Source organism: Microbacterium sp. CGR1 (assembly GCF_001266755.1).
In the GTDB taxonomy this organism is placed as follows: Bacteria; Actinomycetota; Actinomycetes; order Actinomycetales; family Microbacteriaceae; genus Microbacterium.
This window is the reverse complement of sequence record NZ_CP012299.1, coordinates 2,111,535-2,130,919: the sequence shown is the minus strand read 5'-3', so window position 1 is coordinate 2,130,919 and position 19,385 is coordinate 2,111,535. Positions and strand designations below refer to the sequence as shown.

Here is a 19,385-nt window from a genome sequence, read left to right as displayed (position 1 = left end):
GGAAAACTACACGTATGTAACTACTACCCCTAGTGGTCACCCTGAATGTCCGTACCTATATGTAGTATTGAGATCCCGGTGAGGGTCTACCGGAAAACAGCCTGATTCAGATGCAGGCCAGAGATGTGAGGGGAAGCGAAAAGATGTCGATCACGGTCTACACGAAGCCGTCCTGCGTTCAGTGCAACGCCACCTACCGCGCGCTCGACGCCAAGGGCATCGAGTACGAGATCCTCGACCTGTCGGAGGACGCCACGGCGCTCGAGCAGGTCAAGGCGCTCGGCTACATGCAGGCACCCGTCGTCGTCACCGACGAGGGTCACTGGTCGGGCTTCCGCCCCGACAAGATCGACGAGCTCGCCTCGCGTCTGGCGTGATCCGCCATGAGCGCCGTCGCGACCGCCGCGCCGCTCCTGGTCTACTTCTCGAGCGCCTCGGGTAACACCGCGCGCTTCGTCGAGAAGCTCGGGCTCCCGGCCCGACGCATTCCCCTTCTCCGACAGCAGGAAGAACTCGTCGTCGACGAGCCCTTCGTGCTGGTCACCCCCACCTATGGCGGGGGTGAGGGGCGCGGCGTCGAACGAGGCGCGGTGCCCAAGCAGGTCATCCGGTTCCTCAACGACGAGCGCAACCGGCGTCACATCCGCGGAGTCATCTCGGCGGGCAACACCAACTTCGGCGACTCGTTCTGTCTCGCCGGTGACATCATCAGCCGCAAGTGCAACGTGCCTCACTTGTATCGGCTCGAGATCTTCGGCACACAAGACGATGTAGATCGCGTGAGCGACGGATTGGAGCGACGGTGGGTACCGCAGTTGACGAGCAGGCAGGAGCCGACTCAGTGACGGATACGGTGGCGTTCAAGATGAACCCGACCTACGAGGGCCTGGACTATCACGCCCTCAACGCGATGCTGAACCTGTACGACGCGAACGGCAAGATCCAGTTCGACGCCGACAAGCGGGCGGCGCGCGAGTACTTCCTGCAGCACGTCAACCAGAACACGGTGTTCTTCCACTCGCTCAAGGAGCGCCTCGACTACCTCGTCGAGAAGGAGTACTACGAGCCGGCCGTGATCGAGCAGTACTCGCTCGAGTTCATCCAGAAGCTCAATGACCTCGCCTACGGCAAGAAGTTCCGCTTCGAGACGTTCCTCGGCGCCTTCAAGTACTACACGAGCTACACGCTCAAGACGTTCGATGGCAAGCGCTACCTCGAGCGCTTCGAGGACCGCGTCGTGATGACGGCCCTCGGCCTCGCCGGCGGCGACGAGCAGCTCGCCGTCGCACTGGTCGAGGAGATCATCTCCGGCCGCTTCCAGCCCGCGACCCCGACCTTCCTCAACTCGGGCAAGGCCCAGCGCGGCGAGCTCGTCAGCTGCTTCCTGCTGCGCATCGAGGACAACATGGAGTCGATCGCCCGCGGCATCAACTCCGCCCTCCAGCTCTCCAAGCGCGGCGGCGGAGTGGCGCTGCTGCTCTCGAACATCCGTGAGGCCGGTGCGCCGATCAAGCAGATCGAGAACCAGTCCTCGGGCATCATCCCCGTGATGAAGCTCCTCGAAGACAGCTTCAGCTACGCCAACCAGCTCGGTGCGCGTCAGGGTGCCGGCGCGGTGTACCTCAACGCACACCACCCCGACATCATGCGCTTCCTCGACACCAAGCGTGAGAACGCCGACGAGAAGATCCGCATCAAGACGCTGTCGCTCGGCGTCGTCGTGCCCGACATCACGTTCGAGCTGGCGAAGAACGGCGAGGACATGTACCTCTTCTCGCCGTACGACGTCGAGAAGGTCTACGGCGTCCCCTTCGGCGACATCTCGGTCACCGAGAAGTACCGCGAGATGGTCGACGACCCGCGCATCAAGAAGACGAAGATCAACGCGCGCGAGTTCTTCCAGACGATCGCCGAGATCCAGTTCGAGTCGGGCTACCCGTACATCATGTTCGAGGACACGGTGAACAAGGCCAACCCGATCAAGGGCCGCATCAACATGTCCAACCTCTGCAGCGAGATCCTGCAGGTGAACACGCCGACCACGTACAACGACGACCTGTCGTACGACCAGATCGGCAAGGACATCTCCTGCAACCTCGGCTCGATGAACATCGCGCTGTCGATGGATGCCGATGACCTGGGCCAGACGGTCGAGACCGCGATCCGTGCGCTGAGCGCGGTGAGCGACCAGAGCCACATCCGCTCGGTCCGCTCGATCGAGGACGGCAACGACCGTTCGCACGCGATCGGCCTCGGCCAGATGAACCTGCACGGCTACCTCGCCCGCGAGCACGTGCACTACGGCTCCGAAGAGGGCATCGACTTCACGAACATCTACTTCTACACGGTGCTGTTCCACGCGCTGCGCGCCTCGAACAACATCGCGATCGAGCGCAAGCAGGCCTTCGACGGCTTCGAGGACTCGACCTACGCGTCGGGGGAGTTCTTCGACAAGTACATCGAGCGCGCCTGGGTTCCCGAGACCGAGAAGGTCAAGGAGCTCTTCGCGGGCAAGCACATCCCGACGCAGGAGGACTGGGTGGCGCTGAAGGCGTCGATCCAGGAGCACGGCATCTACAACCAGAACCTGCAGGCGGTGCCCCCGACCGGCTCGATCTCGTACATCAACAACTCGACGTCGTCGATCCACCCGATCGCGTCGAAGATCGAGATCCGCAAGGAAGGCAAGCTCGGCCGCGTCTACTACCCGGCGCCGTTCATGACGAACGACAACCTGGAGTACTACCAGGACGCGTACGAGATCGGCTACGAGAAGGTCATCGACACCTACGCCGCCGCCACCCAACACGTCGACCAGGGCCTGTCGCTGACGCTGTTCTTCAAGGACACCGCCACGACGCGTGACATCAACAAGGCTCAGATCTACGCATGGCGCAAGGGCATCAAGACGATCTACTACATCCGTCTGCGTCAGATGGCGCTCGAGGGCACCGACATGGCGGAATGCGTCAGCTGCATGCTGTAATCGGCGAGAGATGATCATGCTGGAATTGAGGGATCGCGTAGGCGGATGGCCGATCATCGGTCTCGTTTACGCGGTCCGCCGCTACGATTCGCCCGAGTATCGGTATGTCGGCATGACAACGAAGTCCGTGGGAGTTCGCAGCAGGCAGCACCTGAAATCTGCGCGGGCGGGGAAGAGAACACCTTTTTCCGACTGGATCCGTGCGCGCGATTCAGAGCAAGAAGAGGTGTATTTCGAACCCGTTGAGATAGTGATGGGCAGCCAACTTGAGGCTTTGGGTCTCGCCGAGCAGAGCTGGATTGCGAAGCTGCGAGCAGAGGGCCATCGGCTACTGAACCTTTCTGACGGCGGCCTGGGACCTCAAGGGCACGTCTGGACAGAGGCACAGCGTGAAGCCGCGGGTCAGCGATCGCGAGGAAGGAAACGACCGGATATAGGCTCCGGTCCGGATCATCCGAGCTGGGGGACTCGACGTTCCGAGGAGCAGCGAGCCAGTTGGTCCGCTCAGCGCAAAGGCATGAACGCTGGGGAGAGGAATCCGAACTTCGCGAAGTTCGGACCCGAGCATCCGAAGTTCGGACATCGGATGTCCGAGCAGGCAAAAGCGAGGCTCTCCGAGATGCGGAAAGGCGAGTTGAATCCCAACTTCGGAAAATCCGCGAGCGTCGAGACTCGACTCAAGATGTCGATGACCCGCGCAGGCAAGCCGATGCCATCCAGCAGGCGAAGCGCGCACACCAGGTATCACTCAAACAAAGGCGTGTTCAAGGACACGTGCGCATGCTGCGTCGATGACCGTCAGAATGCACAGGACGAAATGAGGAAAGACGAATGACAGGGCAGAAACTTCAGCTTGTCAATGAGGTTCAGGCGATCAACTGGAACCGCATCCAGGACGACAAGGACCTCGAGGTCTGGAACCGCCTGGTGAACAACTTCTGGCTGCCTGAGAAGGTGCCGCTGTCGAACGACGTCCAGTCGTGGAACACGCTCACGCCCGATGAGCAGCTGCTCACCATGCGCGTGTTCACCGGTCTGACGCTGCTCGACACGATCCAGGGCACCGTCGGCGCCGTCTCGCTGATCCCCGACGCGATCACGCCTCACGAAGAGGCCGTGTACACGAACATCGCGTTCATGGAGTCGGTGCATGCGAAGAGCTACTCCTCGATCTTCTCGACGCTCGCGTCGACGAAGGAGATCGATGAGGCGTTCCGCTGGTCCACCGAGAACCCGAACCTTCAGAAGAAGGCTCAGATCATCATGGACTACTACCAGGGCGACGACCCGCTCAAGCGCAAGGTCGCCTCGACGCTGCTCGAGTCGTTCCTGTTCTACTCGGGCTTCTACCTGCCGATCTACTGGTCGTCGAAGGCGAAGCTCACGAACACGGCCGACCTGATCCGCCTCATCATCCGTGACGAGGCCGTGCACGGGTACTACATCGGCTACAAGTTCCAGAAGGGTCTCGAGAAGGAGACCGAGGAGCGCCGCCAGGAGCTGAAGGACTACACCTTCAACCTGCTGTTCGAGCTCTACGACAACGAGGTGCAGTACACGCAGGACCTCTACGACGGCGTCGGCCTGACCGAGGACGTCAAGAAGTTCCTGCACTACAACGCCAACAAGGCGCTGATGAACCTCGGCTACGAAGCGATGTTCCCCTCGACCGTCACGAACGTGAACCCGGCGATCCTGTCGGCTCTCTCGCCGAACGCCGACGAGAACCACGACTTCTTCTCGGGATCGGGATCGTCGTACGTCATCGGCAAGGCCGAGGCGACGGAAGACGACGACTGGGACTTCTGAGTCACCTGCTGAACGACACGAAGGGGGCGGATGCTGCGGCATCCGCCCCCTTCGTCGTGCTCCGCTCCGCGGATCACCCGACGAGTGGCCCACCTCGACGCCAGTAGCCGAGGAAGGAGACCCGTTCCTTCGGAATGCCGAGGCCGGAGGTCAGATACCGGCGAATACCGGTGGTCATGCCGGACTCACCCGCGATCCATGCGTAGAAGGCGGTGTCCTCGCGGGCCGACGCACCGTGGGTGGCGCCCCAGGCGTGCACCGCCCGTTCGATCGCCGTCGAATCCGGGGCGTCGCGCAGCACGCGATGCACGCGCGCGGTGTCGGGGGCAGCCGGCGAGATGAGATCATCGGCGGGGTGACCGCATTCGAGGATGACCTCGGCGCGCGCGTCCGGCCCGAGGGAGTGGAGGATGCCGCGCACAGCCGGGAATGCCGTCTCGTCGGCGATGATCAAGAACCGCCCCGCATCGCCGGGCTGCCAGTGCAGTCCGTACCCGGTCCACCCCATTCGCGCGTCGGGACCGTTGACGACGAGCCGGTCGCCCGGGGACGCCGCGGCCGCCCATGCAGAGGCGGGCCCGGCGGGCTCGTGGAGGAAGAAGTCGATGTCGATCTCGCGGTCCTCGGCTCTGATCGCGGCGGGGGTGTAGGTGCGCAGCACGTTGCGTTCGTCTTCAGGGAGGGCGCGCCACCGTGTGTACCAGTCGGAGGGATGCGGTGTCGGCTCGTCGAGCAGTCCGAAGTCGGCGATGCCCCCGTCGGCCAGCGGCAGGACGACCTTGATGCGCTGATCCATGCCCCAGTCGGCGAAGTTCCGCAGACTCTCACCGCCCAGGGTCAGCCTGACGAAATGCGGGCTGAGCATCACGCGTGCGCGAACCTCCACCGGGAAAGCGCTGTAGGCCCATGGGCGCTCGGCAGTCACGACCGCACTCCCGCAGGAGCCGAGCCGCGCAGCGGCACCACCAGCGGTCCTCCGGTGACGGGGTCATCGATCACGACGTTCGCCAGGCCGAACACCTGCTGCACTCGTTCGCTCGTGATGACCTCGCGGGGTGGGCCTTGGGCGACGATGCGGCCCTCGCGCATCGCGATGATGTGGCTCGCGTAGCGTGCGGCGTGATTGAGGTCGTGCAGAACGGCGACGAGTGTGCGTCCCTGCGTATTGAGATGCGCGAGCAGCTCCATGAGATCCACCTGGTGGGCCACGTCGAGGAAAGTGGTCGGCTCGTCGAGCAGCAGCAGATCCGTCTCCTGCGCGAGCACCATCGCCACCCAGACGCGCTGGCGCTGCCCACCGGAGAGAGCATCGACGGGGCGTGACGCGAGATCTGCTGTTCCTGTCGCGTCGAGAGCGTGCCGTACAGCACTCTCATCGGCATCCGACCATTGGCGCATCAGACTCTGGTGCGGGTAGCGCCCGCGGGCGACCAGGTCGGCCACGGTGATGCCGTCCGGCGCTGTCGCACTCTGAGGAAGCAGCCCCAGCCGGCGGGCCACCTCCTTCGCCGGGTACTCGCTGATCGACCGGCCGTCGAGCACGACGCGCCCGCTCGAGGGAGGCAGCAGGCGTGACAGCCCGCGCAGCAGCGTGGACTTGCCGCACGCGTTCGGTCCGATGATCACCGTGAAGCCTCCTGCGGGCACAGCCACGGAGAGTTCGCGGACGATCTCGGTGCGGTCGTATGTGAGCGTGATGCTCTCGGCTCTGAGGCGCGAGGCGGCGCTGGGGTCGGGCGAGGTCGAGTTCTCAAGCACGGCGGCGGATCTCCAGGATGATCATCAGGACGAGGTAGGCGCCGCCGACCGACACGGTCACGACGCCGACAGGCAGAGCAGTGGGCAGCATGTGCTGAGCGATGAGGTCGGCACCGAGCAGGAGGACTCCTCCGAACAGCGCCGACAGCATCAGCGAGAGGTGCGGGGTGCGGGCCACAAGGCGCGCGATCTGCGGTGCAGCGAGCGCGACGAACGCCACGGGGCCGGCGACGGTCGTCGCGGCGGCGACGAGTGCGACGCCGATGAGCAGCGCCACGACCCGGATCCGCCCCGGTCGGGCCCCTGTGGCTGCGGCCGTGTCGTCGCCCAGCTCGAGCTGGCGCAGTCGCGGCACCAGGAGAAGCGCTGCGACGGCGAACGGCAGGGCGCACAGGAGCGCGCCCGCGAGCGGGCCTGCGGTGACGCCGTTCAGTGATCCAGTGCCCCAGGCAGACGCGAACATCGCGGTCTCGAGCTCGATCTGCAGGAGCAGCCAGGTGTTGAGAGAGGCGAGGATCGCCGAGACTCCGATGCCCACGACGATGAGGCGGAAGCCGTGCACACCGCCTCGTGCCGACAACAGCCAGATCACCACGGCTGTCGCGAACCCGCCGATGAGAGACCCGGCGGTGAGCACGGGCCAGCTCCCCGAGACCAGCACCAGCGCGATCAGCATGCCCGTGAACGCGCCGTTGGACAGGCCCAGGATGTCGGGGCTCGCGAGCGGATTCCTCGTGACGGTCTGGAAGAGCGCGCCGGCGATGCCGAGGAGCGCACCGACGGTGATCGCCGCGATCGCGCGTGGCAGGCGCCACTCGATCACGACCGTGCGGTGCAGGGCGTCGCCCCCGCCGAGCAGCGTCTGCACGACCTCCTGGGGAGAGAGGGGATAGCTCCCCAGCCCCAGCGCCAGGATGCCCAGAACGATCAGAGTGGCCGCTGCAGCGACGCCGACGAGGATGCTGCGCCGGCGAACCGGCATCCGCAGCGGCCCCAGGTGCAGGATCATCCTGGAGCGGGAGGCGTCCGTGAGCGCCGAGGCGATCGACGCGCTCACAGGGCACTCACCTGGCGTCGTCGCGCCAGCGCGATCAGCACCGGCGCTCCGACGAATGCCGCGACGATTCCGACAGGCACTTCCGCCGGGGCGATGATGACCCGGCCGAGGACGTCGGCGAGAAGCAGGATCACCGGTGCCAGCACGGCGGAGAGCGGCAGGACCACTCGCTGGTCGACGCCGAACGTCCAGCGGATCACGTGCGGCACCATCAGCCCGATGAACGAGATCGGGCCGGCGAGGGCGGTCGCCGCGCCCGCGAGAAGTGTGACGGCGATGATGACCCCGACGCGGATGCCTGCGACATTCGCGCCCTGTGCCCGAGCGACGTCTTCGCCGAGGCCGATGGCGTTCAGGCCGGGACCGAGCAGCACTGCGAGTGCGACTCCGACAGCGACGAACGGGAGGACGGGAATGATGACGTCGAAACCACGTCCGAGCAGCGTTCCGGCGTTCCAGCTGCGCATCGAGTCGAAGGCTTCCGGATCGCTGAGGGAGATGCCCGTCGTGATGCCCGAGAGCACGGCTCCGAGTGCGACCCCGGCGAGCGTGAGGCGGAGCGGGTCAGCGGAGCCGCGCCCCGCCGAGCCGATCAGGTAGACGGCCACCGTGACGATGAGGGCGCCGAAGAAGGCGAACCAGACGAACTGCGAGACGTCGCGCAGGCCGAGCAGGCTCACGCCGAGGGCGACCGCGAGCGCGGCGCCGGCGTTCACGCCGAGGATGCCCGGGTCGGCGAGCGGATTACGGGTGAAGGCCTGGATGAGAGCGCCGGCCACACCCAGCGCCGCACCGGCGACGATCCCCGTGACGGTGCGAGGTATGCGCAACTCGAGCACGATGTAATCCATCTCGGTCGTGCCCGCGCCCCGCAGGGTCGTCCAGACCGCTTCGGGGGAGAGGGGATTCGCGCCGATCGCGAGGGAGAGGACGACGGCGGCCGCGAGCGCAGCAAGAAGGACGATCGCACCGACGACCGCACGACGGCCGCGTCGGGGGATCCGCGCGTGCGGAGCCCCCGACGTCTCGACCGGGGTGAGAGTCGTCACCGGCTCTCTTCGAGGTACGCCTCGATGTCATCGAGCACGGCCTGTGCGCCCTTCGGCCCGACTCCTGAGACCCAGTAGCTCGTGTCGACAGGGGTGACCGAGGGGAAGGCCGCGGCGTTCTGTGTGATCGCGGCGGGGATCTCCGAGGCGTCGTCGACGTCGGTCACGGTGACGAACACGTGGTCCGCTGCCGCCGAGACGATGTTCTCGGGCGAGATGTCTGCCTGCAGCCCATCGGCCCACTCCTGCGCGGGGATCGTGAACCCGGCGCACTCGAGGAGGCTGCCCGAGAACGACACCGGTCCGTAGAGGCTCAGGGTCGTCTCGTCGCGGGGGCGGATCAGCTGCACGCTCTCGCCGTCGATCGCATACTCGCCGGCCAGCGACTCGCACCGGTCGTCGACGGCCGAGAGCAGATCGGCGACCTCGGCCTCGCGGCCCAGCGCTTCGCCGATGAGCATGGCGTTGTCTCGCCACGGGTCGGCCTGGGTCTCGATGAACACGGTCGGGGCGATCGCCGAGAGCTGCTCGTAGAGCTCGGAGTGCCGGGCCTCGGTTCCGAGGATCAGATCGGGCTCGAGCGCGGCGATGGCCTCGAGGTCGGGTTCGGGAACAGTGCCCACGGGCTCGACGTCGTCGGCGCCGAGGTATGCCGGTGCTCCTGCGACGTTGCTCGCGACCGCAGCGCCGACCGGCTCGATGCCGACCGCGACGGCGGTGTCGAGCTCGAGCGGTTCGAGGGTCACCACGCGCTGCGGCTCGTCGGGGACCGCGGTGGTGCCGCGGGCATGCTCGACGTCGTGGGTGCCGGCGGATTCCCCCGCCGCATCGGTGACGGCGGTCGGCTCAGGGGCGCAGCCGGCGAGCAGAAGCAGTGCGCATCCTGAGGCGGCCAAGGCCGTGACGGCGCGAAGACGGAGGCTGGAGGGCATGGTGAATGACCTTTCGGGACCGGGGAGGGGAACGACACCAACCAGATCGATGTTGGTTAGGCAACCCTAACAGTTTGGTCACTCGTGCCGTGCACCATGACGCCCCACCGTTCCGAGTAAGGGGTGAAAACGAGGGGTGAATTCGGCTCATTCGGGCGGGGGTGAATCTGCCGATCGGTCCGATCGCGGCGGTGCCGATGGTCTGCGCCGCCATCGCGCTCGATCTGGTCCTGCCGCTCCAGCGGGGAACGAGGGCGAGCGCACGCCGCATCCTCCTTGCCGCTGCGGTCGCCGGCGTCGTGCTGTTCCTCGTCGCCTTGCCGGTGTTCTCCCCCGAGCACTTGGTGCCTGGCGTGCTGACGGCGACGTTCGGCGCGCGCCTCGTCGGCGAACTGGCGGTGGCGTCAGGCGTGATCGGCGTGCGGCGGTTGCTCGTGCGGGCCGGGACGATTCGCTGAACGCCCTGTCAGACGGCGCACGAAGGGGGCGGATGCTGCGGCATCCGCCCCCTTCGTCGTTCCCGCGCGCTCAGGCCGGGGTGTCGTTCGGGTCCAGCGTGCGCAGGGTGTCCTGCTCGACCTCATTGTCGGCCGTCAGCTGGTCTTCGGTGTTCTCGTCGCCGCCGATGGCCGCGTCGCGGTCGGGGCTGGCGTCGCCCTGGATGGCGCCGCGGGGTGATTCGCCGTGCGAGCTGTCGCCCTGGATGGCGCCGCCCTGGGCAGCGCCCTGCGCGTTCTCGTCGTCGGCGTCGCCCTGGATGGCACCGCGCGGCGAGTCGCCGTGCGAGCTGTCTCCCTGGATCGCGCCGCCCTGATTGGAGCCCTGGGCGTTTCCGTCGAGCTCGTCGGGCTGACGCCCGGCGTCCGCCGTCGACTGGCCGTCAGGAGCGGTGTTGTGCTCGGGGATCACGTCGGGGGAGCCTTCTGCGGGCTGCTCGGGGTGCGGGGTGCGTCCTGTGTTCTGGTCCATGACGTGACGGTACGTCCACCCCGCCTGCGCGTGGAGGGCATTGACAAACCGGTCTCACGCGTTCCGCCCGCGATGCCCGGTCAGAACGCGGTCAGTCCTTCTTCGAGGTGCGGATCGGCGTGGTGACGGCTGCCTCGTCGCTGAACTCGACCGGTTCGGCCTTCTTCTCGAGGATCTCGGCCTCGTCGACGATGTTCAGCGGTCGCGTCTCGTCGAGCGTCATGAGGAATCGGCTGCCCTCGGAGCGGTGCAATCGTCCGGAGGTGAAGACCCAGATCGCGCCGATCGCGCACGCGACGAAACCGGCGGTGCCGCCGAGCATGATCGCCGTGCGCGGCCCGAAGGTGTCGGCCACCCACCCGGCGATCGGGGCGCCGACCGGCGTCGAGCCCATGATCACGGCCATGTACAGCGCGAGCACACGGCCGCGCAGGGCAGGCGCGGTGGTCATCTGCACGTAGCCGTTGGCGGTCGTCAGCAGCGTCACGATCATGAACCCGGTGAACGTCAGCGTGATCGCGTACGTCAGATACGTGGGCATGGATGCGGAGACGAACGCCGCGACGCCGAATCCCCCGGCAGCCAAGATCACGACACGCACCCTGGCTCGGTCACGCCGGGCAGCCAGGAGCGCACCGGCGAGCGAGCCGATCGCGAGCACCGAGCTCAGCACTCCGTACCCGTCGGCGCCCGCCCCGAACTCGATCGCCATGGTCGAGGCGAAGATGGGGAAGTTCATGCCGAAGGCGCCGATCAGGAACACCGTCACGAACACGACGCGCAGGTCGCTGCGCCCCCACACATAGCGGAAGCCCTCGGCGAGTCCGCCGGGGCGGCGGTTCTTCAGGCGCGGTGCGAGCTGGCCGGTGCGCAGCATCAGCAGCGCGACGAGCATCGCCAGGAACGTCACGGCGTTCGCGATGAACACCCAGCCCGAGCCGATCGCGACGATCAGCAGGCCGCCGACGGCCGGGCCGATCATGCGGGCCAGGTTGAAGGATGCCGAGTTGAGGGCGACCGCGTTGGACGTGTCGCCGGCGGAGACCATGTCGGAGACGAACGCCTGCCGCGCGGGGGCGTCGAAGGCGTTGACGACACCGAACGCCGCAGCGAAGCAGAACATCATCGGCAGCGTCATCACCCCGTTGAGCAGCAGCACGCCGACGGCGATCGCGAGCATCAGCAGCGCGCTCTGGGTGGCGAGCAGGATGCGGCGGCGCTCGAAGCGATCGGCGACCCATCCGGTGAGGCTCACGAGCACGAGCGGCGGACCGAACTGCAGCGCCATCGTGACGCCCATGGCCGCGGCGTCGTTGTCGGTGAGCTCGGTGAGCACGACCCAGTCCTGGGCGGTCGCCTGCATCCACCCGCCGATGTTCGAGACGAGGGCACCGGCGAACCAGATGCGGTAGTTGATGTTCGAGAAGGAACGGAACATCGCGCTCATCGGTCGACCACCTTTCGCATCAGGGCGCTCGCTGCGCGCAGCGTCGCCAGTTCGTCCTCCGTGAAGTCCAGTTCGCCGAGCATCTCGGCGAGCAGCTCGTCTCTTCGTCGGATGGTCTGCTCCACGATCTCGGTGCCTGCCTCGGTGATGTCGACCTGCACGCGGCGGCGATCTTCGGCATCCGGAGTGCGGAGCACGAATCCCTGCTCTTCGAGCCCGTTGATCATGTTCGTCATCGACGGCGCGGTGACCCGCTCGCGCTCGGCCAGGGCGCTGATGGTGCGGCGACCGTGCATGCGCAGCGTCGCGAGCACCGCGAGCTGCGCGTCGCTCATCGCGTCGACGGCGCGAGCGCATCGCAGGCGCCGTGCGAGCCGGAACGTCGCCATGCGCAGGTCTGTCGCGGTGAGGTGGAGGGAATCATCAGGCGCAGACATTACTTAGACAGTCTAAGTAATTTACGCCCGGATCGGAAGTCGGTGGCAGGACGCACCCGCCGCACGGGTCACAATGGACGGGTGACCCGAACCCCCGCGATCGAAATCGCCGTCCAGGATCCCGCCGGAGTGCGCATCGCCGGAGCCGTCGGCGCCGCGCGCGTCGAGCTGGCCCAGGCCCTCGCGCTCGGCGGTCTCACTCCGTCGCCGGCGACCCTCGACCTGTCGATCGACGCCGCGCATTCCGTCGGCGTCGAGGTGCACGTGCTCGTCCGGCCTCGCGCGGGCGGCTTCCGCTACTCCGCCGACGAGATCGCGATCGCCGAGAACGATGTACGACGTGCGATCGAGGCGGGAGCCGACGGTGTCGTGATCGGCGCCCTCGACGACGAGGGGCTGCTCGACATCCCCGCCATGCGGCGTCTGCGCGACGCCGCCGGGGCGGCATCCGTCACCCTGCATCGCGCGATCGACGTGACCCCCGACCCCGTCGCCACGCTCGTCGCCGCTCGCTCGCTGGGCCTGCGCCGCGTGCTGACCTCGGGCGGCGCCTCGGTCGCGATCGACGGCATCGACACGCTCCGGGCGCTCGTCGCCGAGGCCGCCGGCGAGATCGAGATCATGGCGGGCAGCGGAGTGGATGCCGCCAGCGCCGCCGCCCTCGCCGCCGCCGGTGTCGACGCCCTGCACTTCTCCGCGAAGCGCACGGTGAGAGAAGACGGCGGCGTGCGCATGGGCTCCGCCGCCGACGGCGTCGGAGGATACGAGGTCACCGACCTCGAGATCGCCCAGGGCGTCATCGCCGCGCTGTCGAGCTGACGCGTCCGACGCGGTCGGCCTGACGCATGTCGCGCACTCTCAGTAGGGTGGGGGCGTGACCGATACGCGCGAATTCACGGATGCCGACGGCATCGCCATCGTCTACGACGTGCACCCGGCGGTCGGTGATGCGCGGGGAGTCGTGCAGCTGCTGCACGGGGTGGGCGAGCACGCCGGTCGGTACGGCGCGCTGATCGCCGCGCTCACGGAGGCCGGATTCATCGTCTACGCCGACGATCATCGGGGGCACGGGCGCACCGGCATCCGTCAGCACGGCGGACCCGAGAAGCTCGGTCGACTCGGCAAGGGCGGTCTGCGTGCGGCGGAGGCGGCGATCTGGCAGCTCACCGGCATCATCAAGGACGAGCACCCCGACCTGCCCCTCGTGCTGCTGGGGCACTCGTGGGGATCGTTCCTCGCGCAGATGCTCGTGAACGACCACCCCGAGGCATGGGATGCGGTGATCCTCTCGGGCTCGGCTCTGCGTACGCCCGGATCGCTCAACGCTGCACCGCTCAACGCACGCTGGGCCGCCGACGACGCCACGGGCCTCGAGTGGCTGAGCCGCGATCCGGCGGTGTGGACGGCGTTCGACGAGGATCCGCTCACCACGAACCAGCCGCTGCTGAAGCTGTTCGGCCCCGTCGAGGCGGCCAAGCTCTACGGCCGTCCGCGCAAGGACCTCGGCCGCGACATCCCGCTGTTGCTGCTCGTCGGTCGCGACGATCCGGTCGGCGGTCCGCGCAGCGTGCACAAGCTCGCCGACGAGTACCGCACCCGATCGGGACTCACCGACATCACGACGCTGGTGTATCCCGACGCTCGTCACGAGATCTTCAACGAGCTGCAGCAGGACGAGGTGCGCGCAGACATCCTGTCGTGGCTCGACACCCGCATTCCCGCTCGCTGACCGTCGCCTCGATCCGGGCGAGCCCCGCCATCATCCGGGCGGCTCGCGCGTCGGCGTGTTACGCCCCGTGAACGGACGTTACAGCGGGTGAATCCGCGTGACGTCATCCCGGCACCTCGGCCTCTCCTCCGCATAGATTCGCGGCGAGAGGGAGGTGCGGGGTGGGATTCGAAGACGAGTGGCGTGCATGGCACGACGCGCGAGAGCGCTATGCCGGCGCGGAGTACGGCCCGGCCGCGCTCGAGTCGACGAACTGGCTCATCACCGAACCCGCCGCCGTGGAGGGAGTCCCGGGTCTCTGGGCGCTCACGGGAGACGGAGGGATCCGCGGCAGCGATCTCGGCACGGCCGGGTCGGTCGTCACGCTGAGGGGCCGTGAGACGCTGCGGCTCGGACGCCGCGAGCTGCGTGTGTTCGACCGGCGCGGCGAGGTCGCGCTGCGGGTGTTCAACCCCCGACGCCCCGAGCGCGAGCGGTTCAGCGCGATCGACGCGTATCCGCCTCGGGAGGGATGGCGGATCCCGGCGGTGTTCGAGCCCACGCCGGGCGAGACGATCACCGTGACCTCGATCGACGGGCGCTCGCACGACACCGACCTCGCCGGACGGCTGCGGTTCACGCTCGACGGTGTCGCGGTGGCGCTGGCCGCGACGCGTGCGCCGCAGGGCGGCCTGAGCGCCGTCTTCGCCGACGGGACCAACGGCACCGAGACCTATCGGTTCCGCTTCCTGCCGGTCGAGGAACCGGCATCAGACGGCTCGGTGGTCATCGACTTCAACCGCGCCTACCTGCCGCCGTGCGCCTTCTCGGACCAGTACGTGTGTCCTCAGCCGCCGCCGGGCAACCGCTTCTCGGCGCCGATCCGCGCCGGAGAGCGCGCGGTGGTGCACGGGCGCTGAATCCGCGGCGTACCGCGCCGTCCTGACGGCCCCGCCTTAAGCTGTAACCGTGCACGGTGAATACAAGGTTCCAGGAGGAAAGCTCGTCGTCGTCGACCTCGAGGTCGAAGACGGCAGGATCGCCCGTTTCCGGCTCGCCGGCGACTTCTTCCTCGAACCCGACACGGCGCTCGACGACATCGACCGGGCGGTCACCGGGCTGCCCGTCGAGACGGACGCCACGGCCATCGCCGCCGCGGTGCGCGGTGCGCTCCCCGAGGGCGCGCAGCTGCTGGGCTTCACGCCCGAAGCGGTCGGCACGGCCGTGCGTCGAGCACTCGTCACGGCACCGGGATGGAACGACTTCGACTGGGAGATCGTGCACGAGAAGGCGGTCTCGCCGCGCATGAACCTCGCGCTCGATGAGGTGCTCACCTCTCGGGTCGGTGAGGGGCGCCGTCGTCCGACGCTGCGCATCTGGGAGTGGGACCAGTCGGCCGTCGTCATCGGCTCATTCCAGTCGTACCGCAACGAGGTCGACCCCGAAGGTGCTGCCCGCCACGGCTTCGACGTCGTGCGCCGCATCTCCGGCGGTGGCGCGATGCTCATGGCCGCAGGGCAGATCATCACCTATTCGCTCTACGTGCCGGCATCCCTCGTGCAGGGCATGACCTTCGCCGACTCCTATGCGTTCCTCGACGACTGGGTGCTGCAGGCCCTGCGCTCGCTCGGCATCGACGCGATCTATCAGCCCCTCAACGACATCGCCAGCTCGTCGGGCAAGATCGGCGGAGCCGCGCAGAAGCGCCTCGCCAACGGGGGAGTGCTGCACCACGCGACCCTGTCGTACGACATCGACGGCCAGACCATGACCGAGGTGCTGCGCATCGGCCGCGAAAAGCTCAGCGACAAGGGGACGACGTCGGCCGCGAAGCGGGTGGATCCGCTGCGCAGCCAGACCGGCCTCGCGCGGGCCGAGATCATCGAGCGCTTCAAGGACACCTTCCGCTCGCTCACCTCGGCGGAGGACGGCACGATCAGCGCCGACGAGTACGCGGATGCCGAGGCTCTGGTGGAGTCGAAGTTCGCCACCGACACGTGGCTGCACCGGGTTCCGTGACCGACCCCGCGCCTGATCCCGGGGCGGTGGATCCCGCTCCTGTCGTCCGCGGTGACGTCTCGATCATCCAGGGCGACAACCTCGCCGTCGCGGCGACCCTGCCGTCGGCGTCGTTCACGCTCGTCTACCTCGACCCGCCGTTCAACACGGGCCGGACGCAGGAGCGACAGGTGGTCACCGCCCGTCGCACGTTCACGACTCAGCAAGAACCGGGTGCTCCCGGAGTCGGACTCCCGGAATCCCGCGGGTCGGATGCGGCGGTCACGCCGATCGTGCTGAGTTCTGAACCGGCGGCGCCGCCGGCCGAGGTGCGGCACGGTTTCCACGGCCACGCCTATGAGCGGGTGCGCGGGATGCTCCGCACCTACGACGACCGCTTCGACGACTACGGCGCCTTCCTGATGCCGCGACTCGAGGAGGCGTGGCGACTGCTGGCCGACGACGGCACCCTCTATCTGCACCTCGACTACCGCGAGGCGCACTACGCGAAGGTGATGCTCGATGCGGTCTTCGGCCGCGACTGCTTCCTGAACGAGCTCATCTGGGCCTATGACTACGGTGCGAAGTCCCGCCGTCGCTGGCCCACCAAGCACGACACGATCCTCGTCTACGTGAAGAACCCCCGCGAGTACGTGTTCAACTCCGACGACATCGATCGCGAGCCGTACATGGCTCCCGGCCTCGTCACGGCAGAGAAGGCCGCCCGAGGCAAGCTGCCCACCGACGTGTGGTGGCACACGATCGTGCCGACGACCGGCCGCGAGAAGACCGGATATCCGACGCAGAAACCCGAGGGCATCCTGCGGCGCATCGTGCGGGCGTCCAGCCGTCCGGGCGACCGTGTGCTCGACCTCTTCGCCGGCAGCGGCACCGCCGGGGCCGTCGCCTCGGCTCTCGGGCGCGACGCGGTGCTCGTCGACGACAACCCCGAGGCCGTGCGCGTCATGACCGAGCGGATGCCCGATGCCGTGGTGACCCGCGTCGGGGAGTAGCCCCGCACGCGGAGCACTCTCAGCAAGGATGCTCGCCTGCCGCAACAGGCGTCAGCGTGGTGCATGGGTTCTCGTGTGCGCGTGGCAACGCGCGAGCAGGTCGGCGCGGCGTCTGATGGCGGCTTGTGCGCTCTCGGTGACGCTGCGTCCCACGCTGCTCGGGGTGGTCACATCGAGACCGGGGCGGGCGAACAGGACGTCGTAGAACGGAGCGAGAGTCTCGTCGGAGAACTTGAGCGTGCGACTGAGCGTCTGCAGCGGCGTGCCCCACCGACTGCCGCTGTCGGCATTGATATCCGCACCTTCATCGATCAGGCGGGCGAGCAGAGGCGCTTCGGCGGTGAAATCGTGTGCTGTCGCGCTCAGCAACACGTGCAGAGCGTTCACGTGGCTCTCGGTCGCTGCGGCGGCATCAGCGCCGTCGTCGAGCAGTCGCGTGGCGATCGCGACCCGGCTGGCGGGATCGGCGTTGCGGAGGGCTCGCATCAGCAGGGTCGATCCGTCCTCGTCTGCCCATCGTGCGAGCGAGGGCTCGTAGTCGGCGAGAAACTCGGCCTCGTTCGTGATCGCGGAGAAGTAGGCGCGGGGGTAGACCATGACGTCGACACTAGGCGACGGGCGCGGTCCGTGGCGGGAACATGCGGGACGAGGATCGACCGACGGGACACATCCCGGGCTGCCGTTCGGCGGGAGAGAGTCTCGGCGTGAGAGTGTGAGAGTCATGACCGAGTACGTCGAGGTGCAGACCGCCGCGGGGCGGGTTCGCGGGCGCTGGCGCCCGACCACCGGAGGCAGGGGCGCACCGCGGTCGGCGGCCTTCCTCGGCATCCCGTTCGCGGAGGCGCCGGTCGGTGACCTGCGGTTCCAGGCGCCGGTGCCGAAGGTGCCCTGGGACGGCGTGTTCGACGCCCTCGAGTTCGCTGCGACCGCCCAGCGCGGCGATCCCGGGGTGACACTGATCCCCGAGCCGAGTGTCGAGGGCGACTCGACTCTGAACGTCAATGTCTTCACGCCCGATCCCACGGCGGCGGGTCTTCCCGTGCTGGTGTGGATCCACGGCGGCGGATACTTCGCGGGCTCTCCGGCGAGCCCCTGGTACGACGGCCGGAACTTCAACCGCGACGGCGTCGTCACCGTGTCGATCTCGTATCGGCTCGGCTTCGACGGATTCGGCTGGATCGAGGACGCCCCGTCGAACCGTGGCGTGCGCGACTGGCTGCTCGCTCTCGAATGGGTGCAACAGAACATCGCCGCATTCGGCGGAGACCCCGAGCGGGTGACGATCGCCGGGCAGTCCGCGGGCGGCGGCGCAGTGCTGACTCTGCTCGGCATGGAGAAGGCGCAGCACCTGTTCCACGGCGTCTATGCGATCTCGGGAGCGCTCGGCGATGTCGCGGCACCGCGAGCCGAGGCATTCGGGCGGGCGCTCGCTGCGGCGGCGAGCGTCGACCCCACCGTGGCCGGATTCTCATCGGTCGCGGAAGAGCGTCTGCTCGCGCTGCAGAAGAAGGCCACCCAGCTCGGTCCGTCGTCGATGACCAGCATGATCGATGAGGGGCTTCCGCTCGGTCCCGCGATCGACGGCGACCTTCTCGTACGTCCGACCCCTGACTCTCTGCGTGCCGGCGTCGGTGCCGACAAGCCGCTCGTGATCGGCGCAGCCGACGACGAGTTCACCATGGCGTTCACGGGCAGCGCCGCGAGGGCGCTGCGCTGGGTGCCGCAGGGCGTCCTCTTGACCCGGCTGGGCCTGCGCAAGACGATCCGCGCGGACTATCTCGCCGCGAACGCCGACGTCGCACGTCTCGGCAAGGCCCGCCTCGCCGGTCGCGTCCTCACCGATCGGATGTTCCGCAGCGGAGTTCCCCGCATCGCAGCCGCCCGGGGCGACGCGCCCACCTGGCTCTACCGGTTCTCGTGGCCGTCGGGGCATTTCGGCTTCGCGGAGCACTGCCTCGATGTGCCGTTCTTCTTCGACTGCCTCGACGGCCCCTCGATGGAGGCGCTCGCCGGACCGAATCCGCCGCAGGAACTCGCCGACGAGCTGCACGGTGCCGCCGTCGCGTTCCTCACCACGGGTGATCCCGGCTGGCCGGAGCACCAGGGGGATGCCGGGATCGTGCGGGTGTACGACCTGCCCACCCGCGACGTCGCCGATGCGTACGCGTCGGTGCGTGCGCTGGTCTGACACGCCTCGACGGGCCCGAGCCGGGCGTGCCCGG

At 67.8% G+C, this 19,385-nt stretch carries 21 protein-coding genes; 12 read left to right on the top strand and 9 right to left on the bottom strand.

The features are described from left to right. Positions 1-143 precede the first annotated feature (143 nt). From nrdH to nrdF, 5 genes are read left to right on the top strand one after another with little or no spacing between them, the layout of a single operon-like run. Entirely contained in the window at positions 144-377 is a 234-nt protein-coding gene (gene nrdH / locus AKG07_RS10335; protein ID WP_042537838.1) for a glutaredoxin-like protein NrdH, read from the top strand. 6 nt (positions 378-383) lie between these two features. Beyond that, positions 384-845 carry a class Ib ribonucleoside-diphosphate reductase assembly flavoprotein NrdI gene (nrdI, locus tag AKG07_RS10330; RefSeq protein ID WP_053097788.1) on the top strand — a complete coding sequence of 154 codons (462 nt, stop codon included), beginning with the start codon at positions 384-386 and terminating at the stop codon, positions 843-845. A 20-nt stretch (positions 846-865) separates the two neighbouring features. After that, positions 866-2,986: a class 1b ribonucleoside-diphosphate reductase subunit alpha gene (gene nrdE / locus AKG07_RS10325; RefSeq protein ID WP_053099256.1), complete on the top strand. Its 2,121-nt coding sequence runs from the start codon at positions 866-868 to the stop codon at positions 2,984-2,986. 10 nt (positions 2,987-2,996) lie between these two features. Further along, the gene (locus AKG07_RS17470) at positions 2,997-3,821 is read left to right on the top strand and encodes an NUMOD3 domain-containing DNA-binding protein (protein WP_233277246.1); all 825 of its coding nucleotides are present in this window, start codon (positions 2,997-2,999) and stop codon (positions 3,819-3,821) included. Further along, complete coding sequence (nrdF, locus tag AKG07_RS10315) at positions 3,818-4,795, top strand: class 1b ribonucleoside-diphosphate reductase subunit beta (protein WP_053097786.1); 978 nt, start codon at positions 3,818-3,820, stop codon at positions 4,793-4,795. The genes AKG07_RS17470 and nrdF overlap by 4 nt, the downstream gene beginning before the upstream one ends. A 73-nt stretch (positions 4,796-4,868) precedes the next feature. Here the strand turns inward: nrdF and AKG07_RS10310 are convergent, their stop codons facing one another. The 5 genes from AKG07_RS10310 to AKG07_RS10290 are packed head-to-tail and all read right to left on the bottom strand — an operon-like array spanning position 4,869 to position 9,591. Continuing rightward, positions 4,869-5,720, bottom strand: coding sequence for a siderophore-interacting protein (locus AKG07_RS10310; protein ID WP_053097785.1), 852 nt, complete (start codon positions 5,718-5,720; stop codon positions 4,869-4,871). Then, on the bottom strand, positions 5,717-6,553 hold the full coding sequence (locus tag AKG07_RS10305) for an ABC transporter ATP-binding protein (protein WP_053097784.1): 837 nt from the start codon (positions 6,551-6,553) through the stop codon (positions 5,717-5,719). The genes AKG07_RS10310 and AKG07_RS10305 overlap by 4 nt, the downstream gene beginning before the upstream one ends. Next, the gene (locus AKG07_RS10300) at positions 6,546-7,610 is read right to left on the bottom strand and encodes a FecCD family ABC transporter permease (RefSeq protein WP_233277245.1); all 1,065 of its coding nucleotides are present in this window, start codon (positions 7,608-7,610) and stop codon (positions 6,546-6,548) included. Before AKG07_RS10300 ends, AKG07_RS10305 begins: the two co-directional genes overlap by 8 nt. Further along, a complete protein-coding gene (locus AKG07_RS10295) occupies positions 7,607-8,659 on the bottom strand; it encodes an iron chelate uptake ABC transporter family permease subunit (protein ID WP_082297899.1) in 1,053 nt (350 codons plus the stop codon). The genes AKG07_RS10300 and AKG07_RS10295 overlap by 4 nt, the downstream gene beginning before the upstream one ends. Beyond that, positions 8,656-9,591, bottom strand: a complete 936-nt coding sequence (locus AKG07_RS10290) for an ABC transporter substrate-binding protein (RefSeq protein ID WP_053097783.1) — start codon at positions 9,589-9,591, stop codon at positions 8,656-8,658. Before AKG07_RS10290 ends, AKG07_RS10295 begins: the two co-directional genes overlap by 4 nt. A 161-nt stretch (positions 9,592-9,752) precedes the next feature. Here AKG07_RS10290 and AKG07_RS10285 point away from each other — a divergent pair, with 161 nt between their 5' ends. Further along, on the top strand, positions 9,753-10,049 hold the full coding sequence (locus AKG07_RS10285; protein ID WP_053097782.1) for a hypothetical protein: 297 nt from the start codon (positions 9,753-9,755) through the stop codon (positions 10,047-10,049). Positions 10,050-10,119: 70 nt separating this feature from the next. Here the strand turns inward: AKG07_RS10285 and AKG07_RS17465 are convergent, their stop codons facing one another. The 3 genes from AKG07_RS17465 to AKG07_RS10270 all read right to left on the bottom strand — a co-directional run bounded on the left by AKG07_RS17465 (position 10,120) and on the right by AKG07_RS10270 (position 12,444). Continuing rightward, positions 10,120-10,560: a hypothetical protein gene (locus AKG07_RS17465; protein WP_082297898.1), complete on the bottom strand. Its 441-nt coding sequence runs from the start codon at positions 10,558-10,560 to the stop codon at positions 10,120-10,122. Between the two features lie 91 nt (positions 10,561-10,651). Continuing rightward, positions 10,652-11,998: an MFS transporter gene (locus tag AKG07_RS10275; protein WP_082298048.1), complete on the bottom strand. Its 1,347-nt coding sequence runs from the start codon at positions 11,996-11,998 to the stop codon at positions 10,652-10,654. A 5-nt stretch (positions 11,999-12,003) separates the two neighbouring features. Then, positions 12,004-12,444, bottom strand: a complete 441-nt coding sequence (locus tag AKG07_RS10270; RefSeq protein WP_053097780.1) for a MarR family transcriptional regulator — start codon at positions 12,442-12,444, stop codon at positions 12,004-12,006. An 81-nt stretch (positions 12,445-12,525) separates the two neighbouring features. Here AKG07_RS10270 and AKG07_RS10265 point away from each other — a divergent pair, with 81 nt between their 5' ends. The 5 genes from AKG07_RS10265 (at position 12,526) to AKG07_RS10245 (ending at position 17,163) form a co-directional block, all read left to right on the top strand. After that, positions 12,526-13,263 carry a copper homeostasis protein CutC gene (locus tag AKG07_RS10265; protein ID WP_053097779.1) on the top strand — a complete coding sequence of 246 codons (738 nt, stop codon included), beginning with the start codon at positions 12,526-12,528 and terminating at the stop codon, positions 13,261-13,263. A gap of 55 nt (positions 13,264-13,318) precedes the next feature. Further along, on the top strand, positions 13,319-14,173 hold the full coding sequence (locus AKG07_RS10260; protein ID WP_053097778.1) for an alpha/beta fold hydrolase: 855 nt from the start codon (positions 13,319-13,321) through the stop codon (positions 14,171-14,173). Positions 14,174-14,334: 161 nt separating this feature from the next. After that, complete coding sequence (locus AKG07_RS10255; protein WP_053097777.1) at positions 14,335-15,072, top strand: DUF1684 domain-containing protein; 738 nt, start codon at positions 14,335-14,337, stop codon at positions 15,070-15,072. A gap of 49 nt (positions 15,073-15,121) precedes the next feature. Then, complete coding sequence (locus AKG07_RS10250; RefSeq protein ID WP_053097776.1) at positions 15,122-16,171, top strand: lipoate--protein ligase family protein; 1,050 nt, start codon at positions 15,122-15,124, stop codon at positions 16,169-16,171. Then, positions 16,168-17,163, top strand: coding sequence for a DNA-methyltransferase (locus tag AKG07_RS10245; protein WP_053097775.1), 996 nt, complete (start codon positions 16,168-16,170; stop codon positions 17,161-17,163). Before AKG07_RS10250 ends, AKG07_RS10245 begins: the two co-directional genes overlap by 4 nt. Positions 17,164-17,214: 51 nt before the next feature. Here AKG07_RS10245 and AKG07_RS10240 read toward each other — a convergent pair whose 3' ends face one another. Continuing rightward, positions 17,215-17,760: a hypothetical protein gene (locus AKG07_RS10240; RefSeq protein WP_053097774.1), complete on the bottom strand. Its 546-nt coding sequence runs from the start codon at positions 17,758-17,760 to the stop codon at positions 17,215-17,217. 124 nt (positions 17,761-17,884) lie between these two features. Between AKG07_RS10240 and AKG07_RS10235 the strand changes: the two genes are divergently transcribed. Next, positions 17,885-19,351, top strand: a complete 1,467-nt coding sequence (locus AKG07_RS10235; RefSeq protein WP_053097773.1) for a carboxylesterase/lipase family protein — start codon at positions 17,885-17,887, stop codon at positions 19,349-19,351. The last annotated feature ends 34 nt before the right edge of the window (positions 19,352-19,385 follow it).